Annotated in this window: 16 protein-coding genes; all 16 read left to right on the forward strand. The window is 54.4% G+C overall.

Annotated features, from left to right (window positions below):
- The first annotated feature begins 33 nt into the window (after window positions 1–33).
- The 16 genes from IDH41_RS04730 (at window position 34) to IDH41_RS04805 (ending at window position 26,505) form a co-directional block, all read left to right on the forward strand.
- Window positions 34–1,515, forward strand: a complete 1,482-nt coding sequence (locus tag IDH41_RS04730; protein ID WP_190858768.1) for a methyl-accepting chemotaxis protein — start codon at window positions 34–36, stop codon at window positions 1,513–1,515.
- Window positions 1,516–1,752: 237 nt separating this feature from the next.
- Window positions 1,753–3,516 carry a sensor histidine kinase gene (locus IDH41_RS04735; protein WP_190858770.1) on the forward strand — a complete coding sequence of 588 codons (1,764 nt, stop codon included), beginning with the start codon at window positions 1,753–1,755 and terminating at the stop codon, window positions 3,514–3,516.
- Window positions 3,494–5,182, forward strand: coding sequence for a response regulator (locus IDH41_RS04740; protein ID WP_190858772.1), 1,689 nt, complete (start codon window positions 3,494–3,496; stop codon window positions 5,180–5,182). The genes IDH41_RS04735 and IDH41_RS04740 overlap by 23 nt, the downstream gene beginning before the upstream one ends.
- 100 nt (window positions 5,183–5,282) lie before the next feature.
- Window positions 5,283–7,016: an extracellular solute-binding protein gene (locus IDH41_RS04745; protein ID WP_190858774.1), complete on the forward strand. Its 1,734-nt coding sequence runs from the start codon at window positions 5,283–5,285 to the stop codon at window positions 7,014–7,016.
- A gap of 130 nt (window positions 7,017–7,146) precedes the next feature.
- Window positions 7,147–8,001, forward strand: a complete 855-nt coding sequence (locus IDH41_RS04750) for an ABC transporter permease (RefSeq protein ID WP_397327482.1) — start codon at window positions 7,147–7,149, stop codon at window positions 7,999–8,001.
- A 16-nt stretch (window positions 8,002–8,017) separates the two neighbouring features.
- A complete protein-coding gene (locus tag IDH41_RS04755) occupies window positions 8,018–8,905 on the forward strand; it encodes a carbohydrate ABC transporter permease (protein WP_223829454.1) in 888 nt (295 codons plus the stop codon).
- A gap of 40 nt (window positions 8,906–8,945) precedes the next feature.
- Window positions 8,946–10,205, forward strand: a complete 1,260-nt coding sequence (locus IDH41_RS04760) for a Gfo/Idh/MocA family protein (RefSeq protein ID WP_190858778.1) — start codon at window positions 8,946–8,948, stop codon at window positions 10,203–10,205.
- Window positions 10,206–10,231: 26 nt separating this feature from the next.
- Window positions 10,232–12,199, forward strand: coding sequence for an alpha-amylase family protein (locus IDH41_RS04765; protein WP_190858780.1), 1,968 nt, complete (start codon window positions 10,232–10,234; stop codon window positions 12,197–12,199).
- Window positions 12,200–12,245: 46 nt separating this feature from the next.
- Window positions 12,246–13,907: a DUF4091 domain-containing protein gene (locus IDH41_RS04770; RefSeq protein WP_190858782.1), complete on the forward strand. Its 1,662-nt coding sequence runs from the start codon at window positions 12,246–12,248 to the stop codon at window positions 13,905–13,907.
- Between the two features lie 45 nt (window positions 13,908–13,952).
- Window positions 13,953–18,986, forward strand: coding sequence for a glycoside hydrolase domain-containing protein (locus tag IDH41_RS04775; RefSeq protein ID WP_223829462.1), 5,034 nt, complete (start codon window positions 13,953–13,955; stop codon window positions 18,984–18,986).
- A 134-nt stretch (window positions 18,987–19,120) separates the two neighbouring features.
- Window positions 19,121–19,714 (forward strand): PadR family transcriptional regulator, encoded by a 594-nt coding sequence (locus IDH41_RS04780; RefSeq protein ID WP_190858786.1) that lies wholly within the window; start codon window positions 19,121–19,123, stop codon window positions 19,712–19,714.
- A gap of 47 nt (window positions 19,715–19,761) precedes the next feature.
- Window positions 19,762–21,528 carry an ABC transporter ATP-binding protein gene (locus IDH41_RS04785; RefSeq protein ID WP_190858788.1) on the forward strand — a complete coding sequence of 589 codons (1,767 nt, stop codon included), beginning with the start codon at window positions 19,762–19,764 and terminating at the stop codon, window positions 21,526–21,528.
- Window positions 21,503–23,329 carry an ABC transporter ATP-binding protein gene (locus IDH41_RS04790; RefSeq protein ID WP_190858789.1) on the forward strand — a complete coding sequence of 609 codons (1,827 nt, stop codon included), beginning with the start codon at window positions 21,503–21,505 and terminating at the stop codon, window positions 23,327–23,329. Before IDH41_RS04785 ends, IDH41_RS04790 begins: the two co-directional genes overlap by 26 nt.
- A 196-nt stretch (window positions 23,330–23,525) precedes the next feature.
- On the forward strand, window positions 23,526–24,458 hold the full coding sequence (locus IDH41_RS04795) for an AEC family transporter (protein WP_190858791.1): 933 nt from the start codon (window positions 23,526–23,528) through the stop codon (window positions 24,456–24,458).
- Window positions 24,459–24,803: 345 nt separating this feature from the next.
- Window positions 24,804–25,496, forward strand: a complete 693-nt coding sequence (locus tag IDH41_RS04800; RefSeq protein ID WP_190858793.1) for an ABC transporter ATP-binding protein — start codon at window positions 24,804–24,806, stop codon at window positions 25,494–25,496.
- Window positions 25,480–26,505 carry an efflux RND transporter periplasmic adaptor subunit gene (locus IDH41_RS04805; protein ID WP_190858795.1) on the forward strand — a complete coding sequence of 342 codons (1,026 nt, stop codon included), beginning with the start codon at window positions 25,480–25,482 and terminating at the stop codon, window positions 26,503–26,505. The genes IDH41_RS04800 and IDH41_RS04805 overlap by 17 nt, the downstream gene beginning before the upstream one ends.
- Window positions 26,506–26,567: the final 62 nt, after the last annotated feature.

Raw genomic sequence — 26,567 nt, forward strand, 5'->3', positions numbered from 1 at the left:
CTACACAGTCCATGAAAAGAAGGCGGTAATGTCATGAAGAGAGAGCTAACGGAGATAGATAAACGCAATCGGCTGCTGATCAAAATCGTATGGAGCCTGCTGGCCCTTGGCATCGCGACGGATTTGGCCATAGGGCTTCCGGCGGAGATGATCCTGCTTCTGGCCGGCGTAGGCGTCGCTTCGTGCGGCGTCGCCACGGTCCTGACGTACCGGGGCATCCTGTCCGGTTATATCAAATATTTGATACCATGCATATTGACGGCGATCGTAACGCTGCTGATCGTATCCGATCCGAACCCGATCGTGAGCACGTATTTCCTGGTTTATATCAATTTGACGATCGTGACGCTGTACGCCGACTATAAGCCTATCATTTTTACGGGCATTCTCGGCGCGGCTCTGAGCACGCACTTATATTTGGACCCGGTTCTTCAGGAGAGGCTGTTCCCTGGAGAGTCGCTTGTCTATCTGTACCTGTACTTGATCTTCGCGACGGCCGCCCTCGGATTTTCCGCGAACTTCAGCCAGAGGCTTCAGGCGCAAGTGCTGGAGAAGCAGCGCGACGCGCTCGTCTCGAAGGATTTGGCCGAGGAGCTTCTTGCCAAGCTGAAGTCGTCCATTCTGGTTCTCACCGAGTTTAGCGGCAATCAGCAGCAGACGGTCCGCTCGACCGGAGACATCTCGAAGGAGGTTACGGCCACGTTCGCCGAAATGTCGGCCGCGATCGAGAAGCAGACGGGGACGATCATGAACGTCAGCGAGTCGACGCAATCGATCGATGCTTCCGTCAGGCAACTGCTTGACGGCACGGAGCAGCTGCAGCGGTATTCCGCGGACAATGCCGAATTGTCGGGGCAGAACCGCGAGCAGATGGCCGTGCTGGCCGCCGAAGTGGAGCGCGTACGCGAGATGATGGCGCGTACGGTGGCGATGATGACCCGGCTGAACGAGGAGAACGACAGGGTCAGCTCCATCGTCAGCACGATCGGCGACATTGCCGAGCAGACGAACCTGCTCGCGCTGAATGCGGCGATCGAGGCGGCGCGCGCCGGGGAGCACGGCAAAGGCTTCGCCGTCGTTTCCGGCGAGGTGCGCAAGCTTGCGGACAACGCAAGAAACGCGACGAACGAGATTTCGGACATTTTATCGGGCATCCGTTCGCAAATCAGCGCCGTTCACGCGCAGGTGGAAAGCGGACAAACCGCCGTTACGGCCAGCAGGGACGTGTCTCGTCAGCTGGAGCGGCTTATCGGGCGCATCAACGAAAATACGGAGCTGGTGAAGCGTCATTCGGACGCGGTCGGAGACTCGGCTGGCCATTTGCACGAGCGCTATGCGGCGATGGCCGATGAGATGACGAGCATCGCCGCGACGACGGAGCAAAATATGGCATCGGTTGAAGAGGTGCACGCCAGCATGGAAACGCAGGATATTAAGATCCATGCCATGGTGGAAGAGTATGCGCAGCTGGATCAATTGTTATCGGAGCTGAAGGAAATGGTGGCGAAGTATTGATTCATTAATGTATAGCACGCCAACGAATAAAGTTGTCATTTACGCAGGAGAAGCGGCGTAAATGGCAGCTTTCTTTTTTTTGAAATTCTGATCGTTCGAGGAGTCGGTTGGCGAAGACAGACTTGCCGGAATGTCGAAAAGAAGGACATTGCTTATGATGCGTCGTAAAAGGTACAGAACATTTCCGGGGCGATTCGAGAATCCATACCGTTCTCGATGGAAAGGAGCCGAGCCTTGATGAAACGAATCATACGGTCGAACCTGCACGTCTATCAAAAGGTCATTATCGTGTTCATGGCGATGATGATCCCGGTTTATTTGATTAATTTATGGATGAATGTGTCGGGACTAACGTTTATGAAAAAAGGCTTTGCCAATACAAGCCTGTCGAGTGCCGCCTTCTATTCCAGTCAGCTGGACGACCAGATTGCGTTTGTACGCAAGCAGCAGCTGCATCTTATGAACGATTCCGACCTGCAGAAGTTAAGCTTTCTGGGCGAAGAGCTTGACGGCTTTGAAGATTTCCAGCTCGTGAATCGAATCCGGGAGCGTCTTGTAACGATTCAAGATTCAAGCGATTACCTGGTAGATGTCGGCACGTATATCAAATCCCTCGGCAGAACCATTTCAACGAAGAACGGCGTCGAGGAAATCGCGAAGAATTCGCAGTTTTCCATAACGCCGAGCTACAGTCCCGCACAACCCGCACAGCCATACTATTATGACGACGGCAGATTGTATTTTATCGAATCCGGCAACAACGGCAATATCCTTGTATACATGGAGCTCTCCGTCCCGCAGCTCGTGGAGACGTTGTCGCATCTTATTGCGTTCTACGAGGATTCCGGCGCCCTGCTTGCAAATGACGGATTCGAACATGTAATTTCGGCGAAAGCCGACGATCCGGTGGAACAAATGAAAGCCATTCATGCGAAGCATGAACCCGGTCGGACGATGGACTTGCACCGGATGAAGATCGGCAATCACGACTATATGGTCACCAGCTCGAATATCCGAACCCTCGGATTGACGTTATATACGTACATGAGCGAGCGCGAAGTGACCGAGCCGCTCAAAAAATTCAATGTTTTGTTTATCCTCTTTTCCTGCGTTTCGCTTGCGATCGTCATTATGTTCTCGTTCTCCGTTAATTTGATGATCCATAAGCCTCTTAAAAAACTGATTCGGGCTTTCAAAAAATTAGAAACGGACAATCTGATCGCCTCGCACGGGAATCGGCAGCTCGATAATGAATTCGGTTATCTCTACCGGAATTTCGACCAGATGGTCGACAAGCTGAGGCAATCCATCAATGAGAATTACGAGCAAAAAATCGCTCTTCAGCATTCCGAATTGAAGCAGCTGCAGTCTCAAATCAACCCTCATTTTTTGTACAACAGCTTCTTTAATCTTTATATGATATGCCGGAGCGGCGATATGGAAGGCTCTGCGACATTGGCGCAGAAGCTCGGCGGCTATTATCAATTCATTACGCGCAGCGGCAAGGATACGGTAGCGCTGGAGGAAGAGTACCGGCATGCGCTTGACTACTGCGAAATTCAGAGCATCCGCTTCTCCAACCGGATTCAGGTGGAAGCATCCGAGCTTCCCGAATCCGTAAAAGCCGTGGAAGTCCCCCGCATCATCGTGCAGCCGCTTGTCGAGAACGCGTTCGAGCATGCCTTCGAAAACGGGATGCGCCGCGGGCATGTCCGTTTGGAAGCGGCCTTCCAGGATAATTATTTGACCATTGTCGTCGAGGACGACGGGAGTGCGCTAACGGAAGATTCGCTGCTTAAGCTGCGGAATAAACTCGACAACGCCTCTCATATTCCCGAAAAAACGGGACTCGTTAATGTTTGCCGGAGAATTCAGCTGCAATTCGGCGATCGCAGCGGCATCTCCGTCTCCCGAAGCGAAATGGGCGGATTAAAGGCGGAAATCGGCATTTATTTTGATGAAAAGGGGTCTGATGGGCATGTACCGATTATTGATCGTTGACGACGAGCCGGCCATTGTAGACGGCTTGCAGCAGCATTTCCAGGAAAAAGAAGAATGGGAGCTTGACCTGTGCAAAGCTTATTCGGCGGACGAGGCGCTGGAAATCGCGAAAAAAACAAAAATCGACCTTCTTATCAGCGATATCCGGATGCCGGGAAAAAGCGGGCTGCAGTTAATCGACGATGTTCTGTATTATTGGCCTGCCTGCAGAGTCATTCTGCTAACCGGTCACAGCGAATTCGATTATGCCTATAAAGCGATTCAAAAAAACGTCGATAGTTACATCCTGAAAATGGAAGGGATCGAAGTGATCCATAAAGCGGTAAGCGCAGTCCTCGATCAATTCGAGGAGGAGCGGCGGAACCTGAATATGCTGAAACGGGCCAGCCTGAAGCTGACGGTAGCGGAGCCTTTATTGAAAAAGGAGCTTTTTGAAGCGCTGCTGATCGGGGACGACGTCGCGGCGATCGGACGCAGCGAGTGGTACGACGGCCCATCCCTGCTTATCGACCTTGGCGAACCCTTGATTATGCTAGCGGGCATGGTCGATCACTGGCCGGAAAAAACGACTTATATGAGAAAGTTGGAGCTTTATTATTCGGTGCAGAACTTGTTCTCGGAGCTTCTGCCTTCGCAAATCAGATCGGAAACGGTTATCCATGACCGTAGCGTTCTCTGCTGGTTTGTCCAGCCGGCGGATGCAGACTTGCATAAATTTGCGGAGCAAGACGGCGGAACGGACTGGCAGGCGTTGGGCGATTATTTGAAGGGCATGCTGGAACCGTTGCAAAACAGCTGCCGCAGCGAGCTGGGCATATCGCTATCGTTTGTCGTGGGCAGGGGGGCGGTAAAAAGGCATGAGATCGGAAAAGAGTTCGATCTGATCAAAGCGGCGTTCAAGCAGAGGGCTGCGTTCGGACCGGAGATGGCCGTCATCGATCTGGACCAGTCGGACGAATGGTTCAAAGGGGAAGCCGGAAAATACGCCGCCCCTTCAGCCGGCGACTATCATAAAAAGCTTCATGCGTTAGAGAAGTGTCTGGATGATGGCGACGCGAAGGGAGCAAGCGCGTTGACCGGGTATTTGGTCGGCACGTTAAAAAACGAGACGAACCCCAACTACGTATTGGGGAAGGAGCGATATTATTCGCTTCTGTTAGTCTATTTGTCCGCCCTTAACAAAATGGATTTTTCCGATAAATCGCTGCATGAAGTCCGGCTCGCAAGCCTTTCCGTTTTTGAGTCGGAGGCGGAATGGGGAGCGATCGAAGAGCAGTTGATCCGGCTGTGCGAGCTGATCTGCCGGATGAAGAAGGAGCAAATCGAGAACAGCGAGCACCGGATCGTCGAGCGGGTCCACCGTTTCGTGAACGAAAATTTGGGCAACGATCTGTCGCTTGCCCGCATCGCGGAAGTCGTTTATTTCAACCCATCCTACCTTTCCCGCTTTTACAAGCAGCTGACCGGGCGCAATCTGTCCGATTACATCAACGAAGCGAGAAGGGATGCCGCGATCGACCTGCTTGTGCATACGCAGCTGAAGGTGAACGAAATCGCCCTTAGGCTTGGGTTTGAATCGCCGTCCTACTTCACCTCCTTCTTCCGCAAGATGACGGGATCCTCTCCGCAGGAGTATAGAGAAACCGCTATCATGAAAGGTAAATAGAACAGAAGCATGTAAAGATCTTAATATTGTCCCTCTGTTACGGCCGGACTTATGATGGATATGTAAAGACATTCGCCAGTTTTCGAAAGGGAGGAAAAGCATGAAGAGAAAGATGGCCGGCTATACATTAACGCTTGCTCTGCTATTTGCGTTTGTCGTGCTGCCCGCATGCTCTAGCGGGGATAGCGGCAATCAAAACCCGAATCAAAGCAACGCAAGCCCGGAACCGTCATCCGACGATACCGAAACGAATGAGACTGAAAATTTCGATCCATTGGGTAAATACGACGAGCCCGTAACGGTTACCCAAGTGCTCTCCTACCGGCCTCCGGAAGAGGCCGACGCCCTTCCCGGCGTCAAGCCGGAAACGAGCGGCTTCGTCAAGGATTTGAAGGAAATGCTTAACATCGAGCTCAAATACTTATGGAGCGTCCCGCAAGATCAGTTTGATCAAAAATTCAGCCTGTCGATCGCTTCGGGCGATCTGCCCGATGTGATGCAGGTCGATTTGACGACGTTCGAGAAATTCAGGGAGCAGGGCATCTTGGCAGATCTGTCGGACGCCTATGAGAACTATGCGTCTCCGGCACTGAGAAAGATCATCGAGAAGGACGATCGGTTTGCGCTGAACTCCCTTACCTATGACGGCAAGCTGCTCGGCGTTACGGGGAGCGGCACGGGCGGGACCCAAATCGTCTGGATCCGGAAGGACTGGCTGGACAATCTCAAGCTGCAGCCTCCCGCCACCTTGGAGGAGTTCGAGAAGGTAGCCGAGGCGTTCGTCAACGACGATCCGAATCTCAACGGCAAAGACGATACTTACGGGGTCATCTTGAACAAAAACTTGTTTGGCTGGGGATTTGATGCCAAAGGATTGTTCTACAGCCACGGCTCTTATCCGAACGCCTGGTTGAAGAGCGCAGACGGCAGCCTTGTCTCCGGAAATGTTCAGCCGGAGACGAAGACGGCGCTTTCCACGCTGCGGTCGTGGTACGAGAAAGGGATTCTGGACAAGGAGTTTATGCTGGCGGATGAAGACAAGATCAGCGAGGATATCGTGGTCGGCAAGGTCGGCATATCGTTTGGCGAATGGTGGTATCCGAACTGGCCGCTTAATTTGAACAAGGACAACGATCCGAAGGCGGAATGGATTCCTCTGCAGCTGCCGTCGTTCGAAGGCAAGCCGGGCAAGACCTTGAACCAAAGATCCATCAGCAGCATATTGGTCGTCCATAAAGACGCGAAGCATCCGGAAGCGGCCATCAAGATGGCCAACTACTTCCTTGAGACGACAAAACCCAAGTATACGGACAAGGAAAGTCCGGATTATAAAGGGGCGTCCAACGGATATATTTACCAATGGTATACGCCAAGATTTTATTATCCCGGCGTATTCGATCTGATTATGGAAACGGTCAGCGCCGCCGTGGAGGCGGGGCAGGAAAAGCTTGAGCTGCCCGAGGACTTCCCGAGCGCGGGCGAAGCGCAAGCCGTATTCGCAAACGCGAAGAAGTTCCAGGCAGATCCGACGGACAACGCGGCCTGGGGAATGTGGTACAGCCGCGGAGCCAGAGACGGCGGGGTCGGCTTCTCCAAGAAGGTGGTTGACGACGGCATGGTCGTATGGGACGAATATTTCGGTCCCCCTACGCCAACGATGATCGAACGGCGTTCGTCGCTCGACAAGATGAGAGACGAGACGTTTATGAAGATCATTGTCGGCTCCGCGCCTGTTTCCGATTTCGACAAATATGTCGAGGATTGGAAGAAGCTCGGCGGTGACGACATTACGGCCGAAGTCAATGAATGGTATGCCGAGAACGCGAATAAATAACCGAAGGATCCAACAGAAAAAGAAGGGGAATTTGGAGTGATCCCGCACCCCTTCTTTTTTTATGCCTAATTTCAATGAAAATCGGAGGTTTCCGGATGTGAAATTAAAGAAAGAGCTTCCCTTGCATTTGATGCTCATCCCCGGCGTCCTTGTCACGCTGATTTACGCTTACGGACCGATGTTCGGGATTGTGATGGCTTTTCAGAAATTTCAGCCCGCTCTCGGTTTTTTGAAATCCAAATGGATCGGCTTGAAAAATTTCGAATACGTGTTTCATCTTCCCGATTTTAATCAGGTGCTGTGGAATACGACCTTCATATCCGTCATGAAAATCGTTTTTGGCTTGGCCGTGCCGTTACTGATGGCTTTGCTGCTGAACGAGGTGGCGAAGAACTGGTTCAAGCGGATGATTCAGACGAGCATTTTTTTGCCGTTCTTTCTGTCATGGGCCGTGCTTGGCGGCATTATGATCGAGCTTTTCTCCCTCAAAGGTCCCGTTAACGCCCTTCTCTCCCTATTCGGCGTCGATCCGATCATGTTTATGGCGAGCAACAATTGGTTCGTAACCATCATTATCGCTTCCGACGTTTGGAAGGGGATGGGGTACAACATGATTATTTTTCTGGCGGCCATCGTCAGCATCAACGCGAATCTCTATGAAGCGGCGGAGGTTGACGGAGCGGGCAGATGGAAACAGGCGCTGCACATTACGCTGCCGGGAATGGCGTCCATTATTATTCTGATCTGTACGCTAAGCCTTGGCGGGGTGCTTAACGCGGGGTTCGATCAAATCCTGATTCTGTATAATCCGATCGTGTACGAGAAAGCGGACGTCATCGATACCTTCGTCTACCGGCTGGGCCTGTTCGACCAACAATACGCGCCGGCGGCGGCTATCGGATTGTTTAAGTCCGCGATCTCGGTCGTATTGGTTTCGCTGTCCTACTACCTGGCGTACAGATTCAGCAACTATAGAATTTTCTAGAAGGCGGTGAAACCTGTTGCATTTCTACAAACAGACGGCGGGGAGGAAGCTGTTCAATGTCGTTAACCTCTCCTTCCTGACCATCGTAACGTTCATGTGCGTCGTGCCGTTCATCCATCTGCTCGCCGTATCGTTAAGCTCGAATGCGGCTGCATCAGCCGGTTCGGTAAAATTGTGGCCGGTCGGATTTACGCTTGAAGCGTACGGCTTTCTTGGGCAAAAGCCCGAGTTTCTCCGTTCGCTCGGGGTGACGCTGCAGCGGGTCGTGCTGGGGACGGCGATCAATATGCTTCTCGTATTCCTTACCGCCTATCCGCTTTCGAAGACGCATGAGCAGTTCCGGTATCGCGTTTATTACGTATGGTTTTTCGCGATAACGATGTTTTTCGGCGGCGGACTCATTCCGACTTATATCGTCGTTAAGGAGACCGGTCTGATGAACAGCATATGGGCGCTCATTATTCCCGGCGCGCTCAGCGTATGGAACGCCGTATTGATGCTGAATTTCTTCAGAGGAATTCCCAGGGACATGGAGGAAGCCGCCTTAATCGACGGAGCCGGTCACTGGTCCATCCTATGGAAAGTCTATTTGCCTGTTTCCTTGCCGTCTATTGCCACGATTGGCCTGTTTACGCTGGTCGGGCACTGGAACTCCTGGTTCGACGGAATTTTGTACATGAATTCGCCGGATAACTATCCGCTGCAAACTTATCTATCGACATTGGTAACGTCTATCAATATTAAGATGATTACGGTCGAGGACCTGTCAACGCTGCAGAACTTAAGCGAAAGAACGCTCAGAACGGCGCAAATTTTTCTAGGCGCGCTTCCAATCATGCTTGTTTATCCGTTTCTGCAAAAATATTTTATCAAAGGCATGACCGTCGGCAGCGTAAAGGAATAAGCGAGGCGCGTCATCATTAATAGAGAGGGAGATTTCAACGATGAAACCGATTACCGTTGCGCTGATTGGCGCAGGGCTGCGAGGCGGCGTTTATACCGGCTATGCGCTGCACCATCCATTGGACATGAAGGTCGTGGCAGTGGCGGAACCGGATGCGGAACGCCGCGTGAGGCTGCAGCGCGACCACGGCATCGAAGACGAGAGGTGCTTCGAGAAATGGGAAGACCTGCTTGCCGGCGAGGCAATCGCGGATGCGGTGCTGATCTGCACGCAGGATAAAATGCATTTCGAACCGACGATGAGGGCATTGGCGGCAGGTTATCATGTGCTGCTCGAAAAGCCGATGTCCGCGAGCTACGATGAATGCGTACAGATGCAGGAACAGGCGGAGAAGCATCGCCGCGTGCTTACCATTTGCCACGTGCTTCGTTATACGCGTTTTTTCCAAACGCTTAAGGACTTGCTGGATGACGGCGTCATCGGGCGCTTAATGTCGATCCAGCATAATGAAAATGTGGGCTATTGGCATCAAGCGCACAGCTTTGTCAGGGGGAACTGGCGAAATTCGGGCGAATCGAGCCCGATGATTCTGGCGAAATCCTGCCATGACTTGGATATCTTGCTCTGGCTGGCCGGGGCCGATTGCACAAGCCTGAACTCGTACGGGGCGTTGTCGCACTTCAAAGCCGATCAAGCGCCGGAGGGAGCGCCGCTGCGCTGCCTTGACGGATGTCCGGCAGCCGACGACTGCGCGTATTATGCGCCGAAAGTGTACTTGACAAGCAATCCGGGCTGGATGGATATGGCCGTCAGCAACGATCTCAGCTACGAAGCCCGCTATCAGGCGCTGCTTACGGGTCCGTACGGCCGCTGCGTCTATCATTGCGATAACGATGTCGTAGATCATCAGGTCGTCAGCATGGAGTTTGCCAATGAAGTAACGGCCGTATTCACCATGACGGCTTTTACGGAGGAATGCAGCCGGACGATCAAGCTGATGGGCGCCAAAGGCGAAATCCGGGGGGCGATGGAGAAAAACGAGATCGAAATTTTGCATTTCGGCACAGGCCGAAGAGAACTTATTACGTTTACCGACCAGGGCGGCCATGCGGGTCATGGAGGCGGCGATTACGGATTGATGCGGGATTTTGTAAACGTCATTCGCCGGAACGGCAGCAAGGATGCGCTGACGTCCGCCGCCAAATCGGTGGAGAGCCACTTGATGGCTTTTGCCGCAGAACGCTCAAGATTGGAAAAACGGGTCGTCCGGCTGGATGAGTTCATGAAAGCGCGGGCGTAATATCGAAAAAAGGCAGGCGAGGAGCAATGCGGTTTCGACAGGTTCATCTTGATTTTCATACTTCCGAGGCGATTCCGGGCATTGGCGCCGATTTCTCCAAACGTCAATTCCAGGAAATGCTGAAGCTGGGACATGTGAATTCCATCACTCTTTTCTCCAAGTGTCATCACGGCTGGGCCTATCACCCGTCCGAAGCAAACGAGACGCACCCGGAGCTGAAATTCGATCTGCTTGGCGAGATGATCGAAGCGGCACATGAAATCGGCGTGAACACGCCGGTGTATCTGTCGGCGGGATTGGACGAGAAGCTGGCGAGACGGCGCGTCGAATGGTTAAGCCGCGATAAAGAAGACCGCACCTATCCTTTTATGGAGCCCGGCTATCATGGTTTCTGCATGAACACGCCTTACTTGGACGTTCTCGTTAGCCAAGTCGAGGAAGTTGTGCGGAATTATGACGCCGACGGAATCTTTCTCGATATTGTCGGGGTTCAGATGTGCTATTGCCAGTATTGCGTGTCGGCTCTTCTGAAGCAGGGGCAGGATCCGCGGAGCGATGCGGCGGTAAAAGCATTGGGTGAAAGCGTGTACGCGAATTATACGAACCGAATCAAGGAGGCTGTTCACGCCATTAAGCCGGGTATGAGCATCTTCCACAACGGCGGGCACATACGTCGCGGAAGGCGCGATTTGGCGCGGATGAATTCTCATCTGGAACTGGAATCGCTCCCGACCGGCGGTTGGGGCTACGATCACTTCCCGCTGTCCGCAAGGTACTCGCAGACGATCGGAATGCCCTTTCTCGGCATGACGGGCAAATTCCATACGACATGGGGCGAATTCGGCGGCTATAAGCACCCGAACGCGCTGCGCTACGAAACGGCGCTCAGCATCGCCAATGGAGCGGGTTGCTCGATCGGCGACCAGCTTCACCCGAAAGGGGCGATGGATGAAGCGACTTACCGCTTGATCGGTGCCGCTTACCGTGAAGTGGAAGCGAAGGAGCCGTGGTGTTCGGACGTTCGGAATGTCGCCGACGTTGCCCTCCTGTCATTGGAGGCGGTCTCTTATGCCTCGGGCGGCAGCAACCGCAAGGACGGTTTGTCCGCCGATCCGGACGCCGGGGCCGTAAGGATGCTGCTGGAAGGCAAAATTTTGTTCGACGTAATCGATGCTGAAGCGGATTTCTCCGGCTACAAAGTACTGATTTTGCCCGACGAGGTAACGCTTGATGCTTGGCTTGCCGGCAAAGTGAACGACTATCTCTCCAGTGGAGGCAAGATTCTGGCTACCGGCCGTTCCGGCATGAACGAAGCGGGCGACGCGTTCGCCGTCGACCTGGGCGTTGCGTGGCTGGAGGCGAATCCGTACAGACCCGACTATTTCCGGCCGCATTTTCATATACCGGAGCTTGGAGAAGCATCCTTCGTCTTCTATAGTCAGGGGCAGAAGGTAGCGCTACGCGGCGGGAAGGAGCTTGGCGTACGGGAGAATCCTTACTTTAACCGGGACGTCTTCCGCTTCTGTTCGCATTTCCACACCCCTTCGTCCGGCGAATACGGCGGACCCGGCATGGTCGAAAGCGAAAGCGGAATCTATCTGGCGTGGAATGTATTCGAGGAGTACGCCTCGAAGGGCAGCATCGTCTTAAAAGAAACGGTGCTGCATGCCTTGCGCCTCCTTCTTCCCGATCCTGCGCTGCGTACGAATCTGCCGGCCCAAGGCGTCGTCACTCTGCAGCGCCAAGACGCCGGCTCCAGATATATCAATCACCTTCTCTATGCCGTACCCGTGCGGCGCGGGAAGAACACCGAGGTGATCGAGGATATCGTCCCGATTCACGAGGTGGAGGTAGAGCTGCGGCTGCCGGAACGCGCGAAGCGGGTATACCTTGCGCCGCAGTCGGTGCCGCTTGCCTTCGAGCAGGCGGACGACAGGGTGAAATATAAGGTGCCCAGGCTCGAGTGCCATCAGATGGTCGTCGTCGACGTATAAGCTTGCGGAACTCAAGACGGGCAATAACCGGAACTGGAGGTTTGTGATGAGTGAAAATGATTACCGGCTTGAAACGAGATGTTTGAGCTCGCTCGTTAAAGTATTTGCCGATTCGGAGCTTGACGAACCGGCTTATCATCAAGCTTCGGCGCTCAGGAACGAAACGTTCGCGTTTCAGATTGCTTATAAATCCGACCGGGTGATGAAGGGAATCCGGGTTCATATCCAATCGGAGCTGTCCGAAATGATTTCCGTCCGCCAAGCAGGTCTCGTGCCGTCGGAATTGCCGGTGCACGGGGACCACGACGGCGTTATACTCCGGCAGACGCCCGGATTGTTTCCCGATCCGTTATATCCGGTCCGCGAAGGCGCGGGCGTGACGGCTTATCCAGGACAATGGCGCGCGATCTGGATTACGGTGGAGATGAGCGGCCAGGTCCGACCGGGAATCAAGGAAATAACGGTAAGTCTGGAGTCGGAGAGCGGCGGGAAGCTGGGCGAAGAACGGTTCCTGCTTGAGGTCATTCCGGCTCTGTTGCCGGAGCAGAGGCTTATTCATACCGAGTGGTTTCATGCCGATTGTCTGGCAAGTTACTACCGGGTCGAAATATTCGGCGAAGAGCATTGGAGGCTTATTGACGCATTCGTGCAAAATGCGGCATCGCATGGCATCAATATGATGCTGACTCCGCTCTTCACTCCGCCGCTTGATACGGCGGTCGGCGGAGAGCGGCCGACCGTACAGCTCGTCGACGTTGAGAAGGATGGTCCGCATTACCGGTTCGGTTTCGACCGATTGAAGCGATGGACCGAGCTTTGCAACGGCAGAGGCATCAAATATTTTGAATTTTCCCATCTCTATACGCAATGGGGGGCTAAGCGCGCTCCAAAGATTATGGCGGAGGGGGACGGCGGCTTACAGCAAATTTTCGGATGGGATACGGACGCCGCCGGAGAAGAATACAGGCTGTTCTTAGCGCAGTTTTTGCCCGAGCTTGTCGCTTTTATCGAAAAAAACGATTTGTCCGGACGTTGTTTTTTTCATCTGTCGGATGAACCCGGTCTCGATCATTTGGAAGCCTATCGAAGCGCGAGCTTGTTTGTTAAGCCGTTGCTCGGAGGCATGCCCGTTATCGACGCGATATCAGATTATTCCTTTTACGAACAAGGATTGATCGATCAGCCGGTATGCGCAAGCAATCATTTGGAAGGATTTTTTGACCATTCCGTGCAGAATTTATGGACATACTACTGCTGCGTTCAGTATAAGGAGGTGGCGAACCGCTTCTTCGCCTTTCCATCTTTCCGCAACCGGATTGTTGGCATGCAGTTGTATAAATTCGATATTAAAGGATTTTTGCACTGGGGCTACAACTTCTGGTATTCGCAATATTCGTTGCGGCAGTTAAATCCCTACCAAACGACCGATGCGGATGCCGCATTTCCTTCGGGCGACGCTTTTCTCGTATATCCCGGGGAGAGGGGGCCGGTCGAATCGATCCGTTTGGAAGTTTTCTGCGAAGCGCTTCAGGATTTGCGGGCTCTTGAGCTGCTCGAAAGCTTAATCGGAAGAAGCCGTGTGCTGGAGCTGCTGGAAGGAGATCTGGAGGAACCTTTAACCTTCCGCACATACCCGAGAGAAAGCGGGTGGTTGTTGGAGAAAAGAATGGAAATCAACCGGCTCGTCAAAGAGCATTTGATGAAGTAACGCACGATCAATAATCGGAATGAAAGAGAGGGAATAAAATTGCGAATGAAGATGCTGTCCGTCTTTCTTGTCACAAGCCTGCTCTTGACCGTTATGCCCGTCGCCAATGCGGAAAGCGCCGATGCCGAAAGCAATAAGATGGACCTGTGGGTGGAGAATGCGTTAAAAACCGTATACCGGACGAGCGCCATTCCCGAAAACCCCTTGCTGAACATCAGCATCGTATCGGCCAGAAACGAATACGAAAGCGCGCAAATCGCCGTAAGAAGCGATCAGTCGTTTGAAATCACCGCCGTACAATTTTCCGATCTTGTTTCGGCGGAAGCCAATGAGATCGCCGCCAGCAATCTTTCCTATCATTTTGTGGAATACGAGGAGAAGGAAACGTCCAAGGCGAATCCGTTCTGGCCGGAAAGAGAGGGTCTTGCGCTCTATCCGCTGTCCGAAGTTCCCGATCCGCTATCCAACGAAAGCTCCGCAGAAGTCGCCGCCAATGAAACGCAGCCGATCTTCATTACCAGCTACGCGCCTTCCGATGCCGCACCCGGCCTGTACGAGGGACTCGTTACGGTCCAAACCACTTTGGGAGATTATGCCGTTCCTATCCGCGTCGATCTGTACGATGCGGCCATCCCCGAAGTTTCGAATACCGATTTTGTCAACTACCATTGGAACATGACCAACGGCTTCACCTGGGACGGCGTCAAATGGGAAGGCAGCGGGAGCGAGGCCTATGACGTCGGCCGCTATTATTACGGCGTGGAAACCTACAGCGACGAATGGTTCGAGCTGATGAATGAATTCGCCAAAGTCATGACCGAATACCGGACGAACATGGTCTGGGTCCGAACCGACTTATTCTTGAACGCGACCGGCACGGACATGTCGGAATTCGTCGACGGGATTCCCGAAGACCTCGATTGGTCATTATTTGACAGATACGTCGAGACTTACAGAAATAACGGCGTCACCCGCTTCGCCAACCAGCATCTCATCCATTACTTGAACAAAATGCCGGATGAAGAAAAACCTACGGCGGCGTGGAATACGGCGCTTCCGGAATCGCTGCCGGCAACCGACGCATTTCTGACAAATTATCTAACCGCGCTGCACAACCATTTGAAGGACAAAGGCTGGCTGGGCGGAGCCGGAATGACCTGGTATCAGCATATACTCGATGAGCCCAACAACGATGATCACAAAAATTGGTGGACGTATGTCGCCCGAGAAATAAAAGAAATCAATGCGGCAATCGGTTCGGAATTCAAAACGATGGACGCGGATCCCGGCGCTCTGCTTATAGGGGATAGACCCAAGCCTTATTTGGACGTCATGGTGCCGTATACGACGAAATTCCATGAATTGAAGGATCAGTATAAAGCCGAGCAAACCGCCGGAAAGGACCTGTGGGTCTATACGATGGAAGTGAATCAGCCGCCTTGGCTGAACCGGTTCTGGACGCAGCCGACGTTAACCGGAAGGCTGTTGTACTGGAATATCAGTCAAGAAAACGTCACCGGTCATCTGCACTGGGCATGGAACGCCTGGTATGTGGGACCGTGGAACGGCGATTCTTATATTGTCTACCCGGATAAGGACAATAGGACGGTTAAGAGCACGCTGCGTCACGAAGCCATGAGGGACGGAATTGAAGATTACGAGCTGCTGAACATCATCAAGCAAACGAATCCGGAGCTTGCCCGGAAGCTTGCCGATGCGGTAGTGAACCGGGACGACCCGAGAAAGTATACCCTGGATCCTGCTTATGTCAAGACGCTTCACGATTATTCGGTCAAGGCGGCGGCAGGCGAGGAGGTCGGCGAAATTCCTCAAAGCCCCAACCCTTATATCGGACAGGAACTGCCATTGGTGCACATGGTTGATAATACGGAAAGCGACATTCATTATTCGGGAAGCTGGTTTGCCAAGAACCGGCAGTTCGCTTACCTGGGTACCACTCAGGAAACATCGGGTGCCAATGCTTATGCGGAATACACGTTTATCGGCTCCGGAATAGACGTCATCGCCGAGAAGAACCAAATGTCCGGTAAAGCTGCCATTTCCATCGACGGGGCGGAGCCGGTTATCGTGGATCTGTACGAGAAGGTTCAGCATGATTACTTCACGATCTTCAGCGTCAACAATCTGTCGGAAGGCGAACAACATACCGTTAAGGTCGTAAATCTGGAAAATAAAGAGCTGAATATTGACGCCTTCAGGGTGCATATGTACGAGGGGCAGCAGATTTACGATGCGACGCTCTCCAATCTCGAGATGACGGGCGTGCCTGCTTTTACATTCAACAGCAGCGTAACGGATTACCAAATCATGCTACCAGGAGATGTCGACACCATTGCCCTCACTCCGACGCTTAAGGATGAAGGAGGCGCCATTGCGATTAACGGCGAGAGCCTTGGCGACGGTATGACGGCGACGGCCAGCATTCCGTTCGGCAAGAGCAGCATCAGCTTGTTGAGCACCGCCAGCGACGGCGTTACGACGAAACGGTACACCTTGAACTTTTTGAAGGGAAATGTGAACGAAGCAGGCGCGAATGCCGCTAGAAACTATGCTGAAATTACGGCATCGGCTGCGCGTTCGGGCGACGCCGGCGTTACCTACGGTCCCGCCAAAATGGCCGACGGCAATTACGGCACCATGTTCGCCAGCTTGCAGGGTTATAACGATACGCATCCGTTCCCGCACGAGATCGTGATAGCATGGGATGAGCCTCAGTCGTTTAACACCATTGTTATGGCGACAGCCTCTGGCCTTATTCAAGGAATCAACGATATCGACGTGCAGGTTTCCAAGGACGGGGAAAACTGGGAGACGGTCGCGCAGAGAGTTCCGCTCATTTGGAAGAGCGACAAGGACGACGGCGTGATGGAGCACACCTATGCCAACATTCCGGCGGTAAGCGACGTTTTGAAATTGAGAATACAGATTAACGACGCTTACTTCAAATCCTGGAATATGTACGCCGTCTACGAATTGGAGCTGTACAGCCTGCCGGATAACGGCGAGATTGAAGAGATAAACATAACGAAGGAAGCCAAGCTGTCCGGCTTGAAAATTACCGACTGGACAAGCGGCGAGCCGATCGAGCTTCCGTTCGATCCAAGCGTCAGAGACTATTCGGTTGCGCTCGGAATGGAATCGGACAAAATCGCGATTAAGCCTTCATTGGAAGGGAATTACGGCGAAATCGAGATTAACGGCGTTTCCGCGGCGCCCGGGAAGATCGTTGTCGCGACGATACCGGAAGGCTTGAACGAATTAATCATAAGGGCTATTGGAGACGAAGGAGTCTTCAAAGAGTATAAAATCTCGGTCAAAAGAGTCCGCAATCTGGCGTCTGCCGCTTCTTCCATCGCCTTGGATAAGACAAGGGAAGGAGCGACCGATGTCGCCAATCTCATTGACGGCGATTATTCCACCGTATTTACCAATGGAACGGGCACGGCTTGGAGCGATTTTCAATTCCCGCACACCATTGATTTAAAATGGGATACGCCGCAAAGCTTCAATGCGGTTACGATGGTCGTTCCCGACGGGGCAGTCGACCGCAAGCCGTCGGTACTCGCAATCAAAGTGAGGAAAAGCGAAGAAGACCCTTGGACCCAGATAATGTCCGACAACAACGCATGGTACTGGGAAGAGGGCGGCGATTTGGTTTTCTGGCCGCTTTATGAAGGTATCAACCCCGATAACGAGGGAGGTTTCCTTCAAGAACCTCTGCCGGTTCTGGCGCAGGAAGGCATCGCCGAAATGCAGATCGTCATTTACGACGGCCGATTTTACAGCTCGCCTTCCTATTATGAGGTAAACGAAATCGAGATTTCGAACGTACAGTCCGATCGTCAAATCGAAATCGAATTGGTTGATGCAAACCCGGGCGGTCCGATTTCGGGCGGAGACTCCGGCGGCAATTCCGGAGACGTTGAGCCGGGCAGACAGATCATTAAGCCTGAACAATTCATGGAATCGGCAGCAGACGGCCAGGTTTCCGTCTCGCTCTCGGGAGACGTGCAGCAAATCGTGCTTCCTTCCAATACTGCCGAATTGCTTGGGCGCAATCAACTGGCGGTCCAAACGGAGAAGTGGACGGTTGTATTGCCCTCTGCGACCGTCAAACAATTGTCCGATCAAGCTTCAATGGATGAGCTGAAGGACAGCGCCATCGTATTGTCCGTCATTCCGTTGTCTGCAGCGGGTGCGAAGGAGCTGCTTGCCAAAGGAGAGGCATTGAGCCATGCGGAGCTCAAGCCTTCCGGTGAAATCTACGATTTTAGCCTGGCAATCGTGACGAAGGACGGCCAATCGATCGAACGATCGCAGCTCGATCCTCCGATTACCATCCGCTTGAAGACGGACGCGTCGTTGAACGCGGATTTGGCGGGCATCTATTATATTGCCGATAATGGTACTTTGGAATATATCGGAGGACAGTATGGCAATGGGGAAATGGCCGCGGAGGTCCGACATTTCAGTCATTATGCGGTCCTTGAGTATAAAAAGCTTTTTGAGGATGTACCCCGATCGCACTGGGCAGCCGACACGATTCAAGCTTTGGCGGGGAAGCATATTATGAAAGGAACAAGCGTCGCCGCCTTTGAACCCGACCGCGCGATAACCCGTGCTGAATTTACCGCACTGCTCGTTAACGCATTAAAGCTTACGACGCCAGCCGAGATCAAGTTCACGGACGTAGCGGCCGGCGCATGGTATAGGGAAGCGGTTTCGCTTGCCGTACATGCGGGTATCGTAAACGGAAGAAGCGAATCGGTATTTGATCCGAACGCCAGCATCGCGAGGGAAGAGATGGTCACGATGATGATGAAAGCTTATGAAGCGCTGACAGGCAAGGAACTTGAGGCCTACTCGGATTCCAGATTCATCGATATGAACCAAGTTTCATCTTGGGCCGTTCATTATGTGAATGCGGCGGGAGAGTTAGGTCTGATCCATGGACGCGATAAGGATCGATTCATGCCGAAGGAAACGGCTGAACGCGCGGAAGCCGCGCAAGTCATTTATAATTTGTTGATCGGTGCCGATGCAATCGGCGCCAGCTAGAAATATGGAGGCGCACGGCCGCGGAGCAACGCTCCGCTGACCGTGCGCTTATTTTTTGCCGATATTGTCATTCTGCGATATATCGTATAGAATTGGGATTAATACGATATATCGCAAAATGGAGGCGAGCTTGAATGAGCGAAGGTTGGCGGCAGGAGGAACGATTGTTTTTGCATTTGGGCGGCGAGCGTGAGACGTATGGGCCGGGACGGCGGTATTTCAACCGCGGCGGCGTGAAATACGCCCTGCTGGAGCTGCTGGAGCAGGAGAATATGCACGGCTATCAAATGATGAAAGCGCTCGAGGACCAATCGGGCGGCACGTATAAACCGAGCGCCGGATCGATCTATCCGACGCTGCAGATGCTTCGCGACCAAGGGTTTGTCGAGTCCTCCAAGCTGGACGGGAAGAAGATCTTCAACATTACGGACGCCGGGCGGATCTACCTGCAGGAGGAGAAGGACCGGCCGGAGCCGTCCGAGCCCGCCGAGCCGGAGTGGGAGCGGCGCGAACAAAACGCCGACGAGCATGAGAACGGGCCGCCGGACGGCGTCAGGCGGAACCGGAGGCTTACGCCGAAGGGCAAGGAACTGATCCACTTGATGAAGGCGGCGGAGCGGGCGGCGATGGCCGACACGTCCAAAGCCGCGCAGCTGCGGGTCATTATCGCGAATCTTCGCGAATCGCTGGGCAGGTTGACTTCGGATCCGGAAGGCGGCGCCGAATAACGGCATAAGCTCGATAGTAAACCATCGCGATTGGAAGTGATCGTTTTTTGAAGTCGAAACGACTATTAACCGATTTTTTTCGGAAAACGTGGTATATTTACGCATTCTCGCTCAGCTTTCATTTGATTTCGAACTTGATCAACGTTTTTTATCCGAAGGTGTTAGGCGAATTTACCGACAGCTTGCAGCTGGGGGAGCTGACGCGAGCGATCATTATCGATTACAGCGTGCTGCTGCTGCTCATCGGCGTCGGCCACGTGCTGTTTAACGGAGCGGCCATGTATCTGGTCATGTACGTCGGAAGAAAATTCGAATTCATCGTTCGGGGCGGCCTGTTCCGGCATTTCACGCAAATGAGCGAACGGTTTTATTCGAAGAACGGCGTAGGCAAGCTGCTCAGCTACTTTATGAACGACGTCACGGCGGTCCGCGAGTCGATCTCGATGGGCTTCAACCAGACCGCGAACGCGACGATGCTGTTCATCGCGGCGATTACGATGATGCTCGCGAGCGGCATCCCGTATTACTTGATTCTTGCATCGGTGCTCCCGCTATTGTTCATCCCGTTCATCGTCGTCTACTTGGGGCCGATTATCCGGAAGCGCTCGCTGGAAGTGCAGGAGGCGCTTGGCAAAATGACCGAAACGGCGGAGGAGCAGTTCGGCGGCATCCGCGTCACGAAAAAGTTCGCCGTCGAAGGCATTATGCAGCATAGGTTCGGCAGGACGGTCGATCAAATCCGCCATAACCAGCTCAGGCTCGTCCGGGTATCGTCCTTCTTCCAGGCGCTCATCCCGTTCCTCGGCACGATCGCGCTGATCATCGCGCTCGCCTTCGGCGGGTATTTGACGATTACGAAGCACATTACGCTCGGCAACTTCGTCGCTTTGACGCTTTACGTGCGCATGCTGATGAACCCGCTGCAGCAGATCGGCAACGTCATCAACTCCATCCAGCGCTCGCGCGCTTCGCTGCACCGGCTCGACGAGCTGCTGTCGCAGCAGTCGGATATCGTGGAGCTGGACAACGCGAAGGCGATCGATCTGTCGGCGGGCGGCATCCGTGTCCGGGACCTGTCGTTCTCGTACGGCAAATCGTCGCACCAAGTCCTGAAAAACATCGATTTGGACATTAAGCCCGGAACGACGCTCGGCATTATCGGCCGGACGGGCAGCGGCAAGACGACGCTCATGAAGCTGCTGCTCCGAACGTACGATCCGCCGCCGGGCGCGATTCTATACGGAGATACCGACGTCCGCGAGCTGACGCTGGAGAGTCTGCGCAGCCAGATCGCGTACGTTCCGCAGGACGGCTTCCTGTTCAGCACGACCATTAGGGAGAACATCGCCTTCTTCAAGCGGGACACGGAAATGAAGAAGGTCGAAAGCGCGGCGCGCAACGCGCAAATCTACAATAATATCGCGGACTTGCCGAACAGCTTCGAAACGAGGCTCGGGGAACGCGGCTTAACCTTGTCCGGCGGACAGCGGCAGCGGACCAGCCTCGCCCGCGGGCTGATCAAGAACGCCCCGGTCATGATTCTCGACGACAGCGTCAGCGCGGTCGACGCCGTGACGGAGAAGGATATTATCGAATCGATTCAAAAAGAACGAAAAGGAAAAACGACGATTATTATCGCGCATCGGATCAGCGCGATTAAGCATGCGGACGAAATCGTCGTGCTCGACGAAGGCGTGATCGTGCAGCGGGGCACGCATGCGGAGCTGCTGCTCGAGGAGCAGGGGCTCTACGCCACGCTTCACGCCATACAAGAGGAGGGAAGCCAGCATGCGACCGGCACAAGCCATTCATAACTGGCAGGCGGATCAGAAGGCCGACCCCAACATGCCCGAGCAGAAGCCGCAGTACGTCTCGGCCTTCCGGGCGCTATCCGGCTATATTAAGCCCCATATCTGGGCGTTCGTCGGCGTGTTCTTCTGTACGCTGATCGCCATTTTATCCGATTTGCTGCAGCCGTTTCTGATGAAAATCGCGATCGACGATAACCTGATGGCGGGCAAGAACGACTACAGAGGGCTGCTGATCATCTGCGCCGTCTATTTGGGATTATCGGTTTCGAGCTTCGCGTTCACTTACGTGCAGAACAATTTGCTGCAGCATATCGGCCAAAGCATCGTCTCCCGCATCCGCAAGCAGCTGTTCGGACACATCATGAAGCAATCGATGCGGTATTTCGACCGGATGTCCAGCGGAAGCCTCATCACGCACGTGTCGAGCGACACGGAAGCGCTGAACCAGTTTTTCAACCAGGTGCTGCTCAGCCTGTTCCGCGACGGCTTGACGCTGATCTTCATCATCGTGATGATGTTCCAGCTCGATACGACGCTCGCGCTGTACTGCTTGATTCTGCTGCCGATCATTGCGATCATCGCCATCGCGTTCCGCTCGTTCATGAGGGCGACCTACCAGCTCGCGAGAACGCGGCTGTCCCGCATGGTGGCGTTCGTGGCCGAAAATTTATCCGGCATGAACCTCGTTCAGGTGTTCCATCAGCAGAAGGAGCAGCAAAAGCAGTTCAACGAGCGCAACGGCCTCTATTTCAAGGCGAATCTGAGAGAAATCCGGACGAACGTCCTGTTCGGCCGGACCTTCGATATTTTAAGCAACCTCTCGATCGCGCTCGTCACCTGGATCGGCGGGAACGCCGTCTTGGGGCAAAATTTGGAGTTCGGCGTCCTGTACGCCTTCATCACGTATATCCGGCAATTTTTCCAGCCGATCAACACGATTACCCAGCAGTGGAACACGCTGCAGTCGGCGACCGTCGCGGTCACCCGGATCTGGACCGTGTTCGAGAGCAAGCCGGACGTCACCGACCGCGAGTCAGGCCGGCCGGCGTTAACCCCGGAGAAAGTGAAGGGAAGGATCGATTTCGACCGGATCTCCTTCAGCTACGAGGAAGGCGTCCCGATTATCCGCGAGCTCGACCTGCACATCCGGCCGGGCGAGCTGATCGGCGTCGTCGGCACGACCGGTGCGGGCAAGAGCTCGCTTATCAGCCTGTTATGCCGCTTCTACGACGTGCTCGACGGACGCGTCCGGATTGACGGCACCGATGTGCGCGACATTCCGCAAGCCGAGCTGCACCGGGTCGTCGGACTCGTTCAGCAGGAGCCTTACCTGTATTCGGGCAGCATTGTCGACAACGTTCGAATGTTCGATGAATCGATCTCCCGCGAGGAGGTTATCGAAGCGTGCAAATTCGTCGGGGCCGACGCCATTATCCAGAGGCTGAAGCAGGGCTACGACACGCACCTGTCCGAGCGGGGCAGCGGGCTGTCCGCCGGCGAGCGCCAGATGATCTCGTTCGCGCGGATCATCGTATTCAAGCCGAAGGTGCTCATCCTGGACGAAGCGAGCGCGAACCTCGACTCTCAAACCGAGCAGCTTATTCAGAACGCTCTACACGTCGTCTCGCGGAATCGGACGACGATCGTCATCGCCCACCGGCTGTCGACGATCATGCAGGCCGACCGGATCATCGTCATGAGCCGCGGCGAGATCGTCGAGCAGGGCAGCCATCATCAGCTGCTCGAGCGCGGCGGCCATTACCGCGAGCTGTATGAGCATTCCCAAGGGCATGTCGCGGTGTGACCGCGGCATGCTCCCTCCCGTTCGACGGTACGCGCCGGCCTCTGCGCTCTATCAGCAGGAGCAGCAGCTTTAAGAGATTAACCGCCATAAATGCTTGCCTAATCCGCTCAAAACCTATTAAACTGAGTGAAGCGGTTTACGAGGATGCTGCTTCGCGCACATTTTCAATCACGTACAGAAAGAAGCAGATGCGGCAATGGGTATATTTGTTCACATTTTATTGACGAACGTGCTGCCGATGGGGATCATGATCGCGCTCGGCATTACGCTTCAGCGGGCGTTCAAGCTGGATATCAAGACGCTGTCGAAGCTGAACTTTTATTTGTTTTCGCCGGCGGTTATTTTCGATTTGCTGTACAAAACGGAAATATCCGCGCAGACGGTCGGCCTGATCTTGTTGTTCTTCGTTCTCTTCATGGTCGCCCAATCTATCATCGTGGAGACCGTCATCCGGCTCAGAGGCTACGGGCCCGGCATGAAAAGCGCGATGCGCAACAGCGTTCTGTTCTACAACAGCGCCAATTACGGCATTCCGCTGAACCAGCTCGCCTTCGCCGGCAACGAGAAGACGCTGGCCATCCAAATTCTGATCATGATGACGCAGTCGCTCATTCCGAATACGTACGGCATCTATAACGTCAACGCGCACAAGGCCGATCCGAAGGCGATCATGCGCACGATTCTGTCGATGCCGGTCATCTACGCGATCCCGCTCGCTTTCCTGATGCGGGGGTTCGAGGTGCCGATCCCGCAGCCGCTTGCGACGCCGCTCGGCTACTTGTCCGACGCGTTCATCGGCACGGCGCTCATTACGCTCGGCGTGCAGCTCGGCAATATGGAGTGGCGGATCAAGCGTTCCCTGCTCGTCGACGTCAGCCTGTCGGGGATGCTAAGGCTCGTCGCGGGACCTTTGCTCGCCTGGCTGATCGTCTGGCTGATGGGGCTCGACAAGCTGACGGCAGCCGCGCTGATCGTATCGTCGGCGGTGCCTACGTCGCTTAGCAGCGTGCTGCTTGCGGTGGAATTCGACAACGAAGCGGAATTCGCGTCGCAGTCGGTATTCGTGTCGACGATATTGAGCATCGTGACGGTCACCGCCGTCATCTTCTTCCTGCAGATCGAAGTCTAAATTTCGTTGCGAAAGCAGGCGCCTAGGATTACCCGGCTCCTGCTTTTGCTCCAAATATAAGCGAATTTATAAGTTTTGCACTTATTAATTCGCTTATATTTCATCGCGAAACGAGCTTATCCCGCCAAAGGACGGCACAGAACCGAGCTGCGCAAGATGCAGCTAGCGGTTCGTGCGTGGCGTCAGCCGTTTACAGATGGGTTTTGGTTTTACCGATAAAGCGATTGGTCTGACGCGCAACCTTTTGCTTGTGCATACCGGTGGACGGGGTTAAAATAGGGAAAGCAAAGCAACCGCTGTAAAAGTTTTACTGGGACATTGTCGGAAACGGAGGTCGGGCCTTACATGGAGCCATCTGCGCACGATATCATTCGTGCAAGCGCTTTAAAGAGAACGTTCGGACGGGGGGGCGGCGCCGTTACGGTACTGAAGGGCGTCGACCTGTCGATTCCCGCGGGCAGGCTGATCGCCCTGAAGGGAAGGTCCGGGTCGGGGAAGACGACGCTCATTAACTTATTGAGCGCGCTCGACCGGCCGACGGAGGGGCAAATCACGTTTGCCGGGCGCGAATTGACAGCGCTGTCAAATCAAGAGAGAGATATGGTAAGGCGCAAGGAAATGGGACTGATCTTTCAATCGTTCGCGCTTATTCCGCTGATGTCGGCTTATGAGAACGTGGAGTTCATCCTGCGGGTTGCCGGCGTGCCGGCGGCGGGCCGCAAGGAAGCGGCCGTACAGGCGCTCGAGCAGGTCGGGCTGAAGGCCAGGATGCACCATCGGCCGTTCGAGCTGTCGGGCGGCGAGCAGCAGCGGACGGCCATCGCGAGGGCGATCGCCCATAAGCCGAAGCTGCTGCTCGCCGACGAGCCGACGGCGGAGCTGGACAGCCGGACCGGGCTGCAAATCATGAAGGTGTTCCGGGAGTTGGTGGAGACGGCGGGAATGACCATCATTATGACGACGCACGATCCCGCCATCATGGAAATCGTTGACCATGTGTATGAATTGGAGGATGGACAAATTGTCGCACAAGCTTAAACAGATGCTCGGCTTATCGCTCGCCATTATGATCGGCGCATCCCTTACGGGCTGCTCCTTGCTTCCCGCCGAGGAAGCGCCGCTTAAGCCGCCCCTTGTCAAGCCGGCCCAGGAAAACTACCGCACGGTGACGGTGGAGAAGGGAACGATCTCACAGGAAATTAACGGCAGCGGCTCCCTGGAGTCGACGCAGACGGAAGTCGCGCAGTTCACCGGCCAAGGCGGCCGCATCGCAAAGATGCTCGTCGCCTCCGGAGACCAGGTGAAGAAGGGCGACGTGCTCGTGCAGCTGAACGTGGACGGGCTCGACATTCAGCTCAAGGAGCAGGAGCTCGCGACCGCGAAAGCGAAGCTGGCGTACAAGCAGGCGAAGCTCGCGGGGGACGCCGACGCGATCCATATCGCGGAGCTTCAGATGGACATCGAGGAGCTGAAGCTGGAGAGGCTGTCGGCGACCTTCAACAGCAAGCAGCTGGTCGCGGGCATGAACGGGCAGGTCACGTTCGTCGAGGACCTGGAGGAGGGCGATTTCGTCGAGCCGTACCAGACGCTCGTCATCATCTCCGATCCTTCGCGGCTGCGCGTGGCGCTTCGCGTCGAGACCGGCGCCGAGATCGGCGGCGTCGACGTCGGTTTCCCTGCGCTCGTCAAGTTCGGCTCCGCCGAGCTTGCGGGCAAGGTCGTGCAGACGCCTTCCTCGGCGCCCGTTACGATGAACGAGCAGCTGCAGGACCGTTACTCGAAGACGCTGTACATCGATGTGCCGAAGGTGCCCGCCGACGCGTCGATCGGCGCTTTCGCGGACGTGAAGATCATTTTGCAGCAGAGAGACGACGTATTGAAAATTCCGCGCAGCGGCGTACGGAACTTTCTGGGACGGACGTTCGTCCGGACGCTCGAGGACGGCAACAAAATTCGCGAGATCGACGTGGAGACGGGCATCAAGGGCTCGACCGAAATCGAAATCACGAAGGGCTTGGAAGAAGGCGCGGTCGTCGTACTGCAATAATTGAAGCTTCGGTCCGTCCGGGCTAGTCAAATCTGGCGCCGGCCGTTTACGCTTGGGAGGTT

The organism is Paenibacillus arenilitoris (assembly GCF_014705655.1).
GTDB classification, from domain to species: Bacteria; Bacillota; Bacilli; order Paenibacillales; family Paenibacillaceae; genus Pristimantibacillus; species Pristimantibacillus arenilitoris.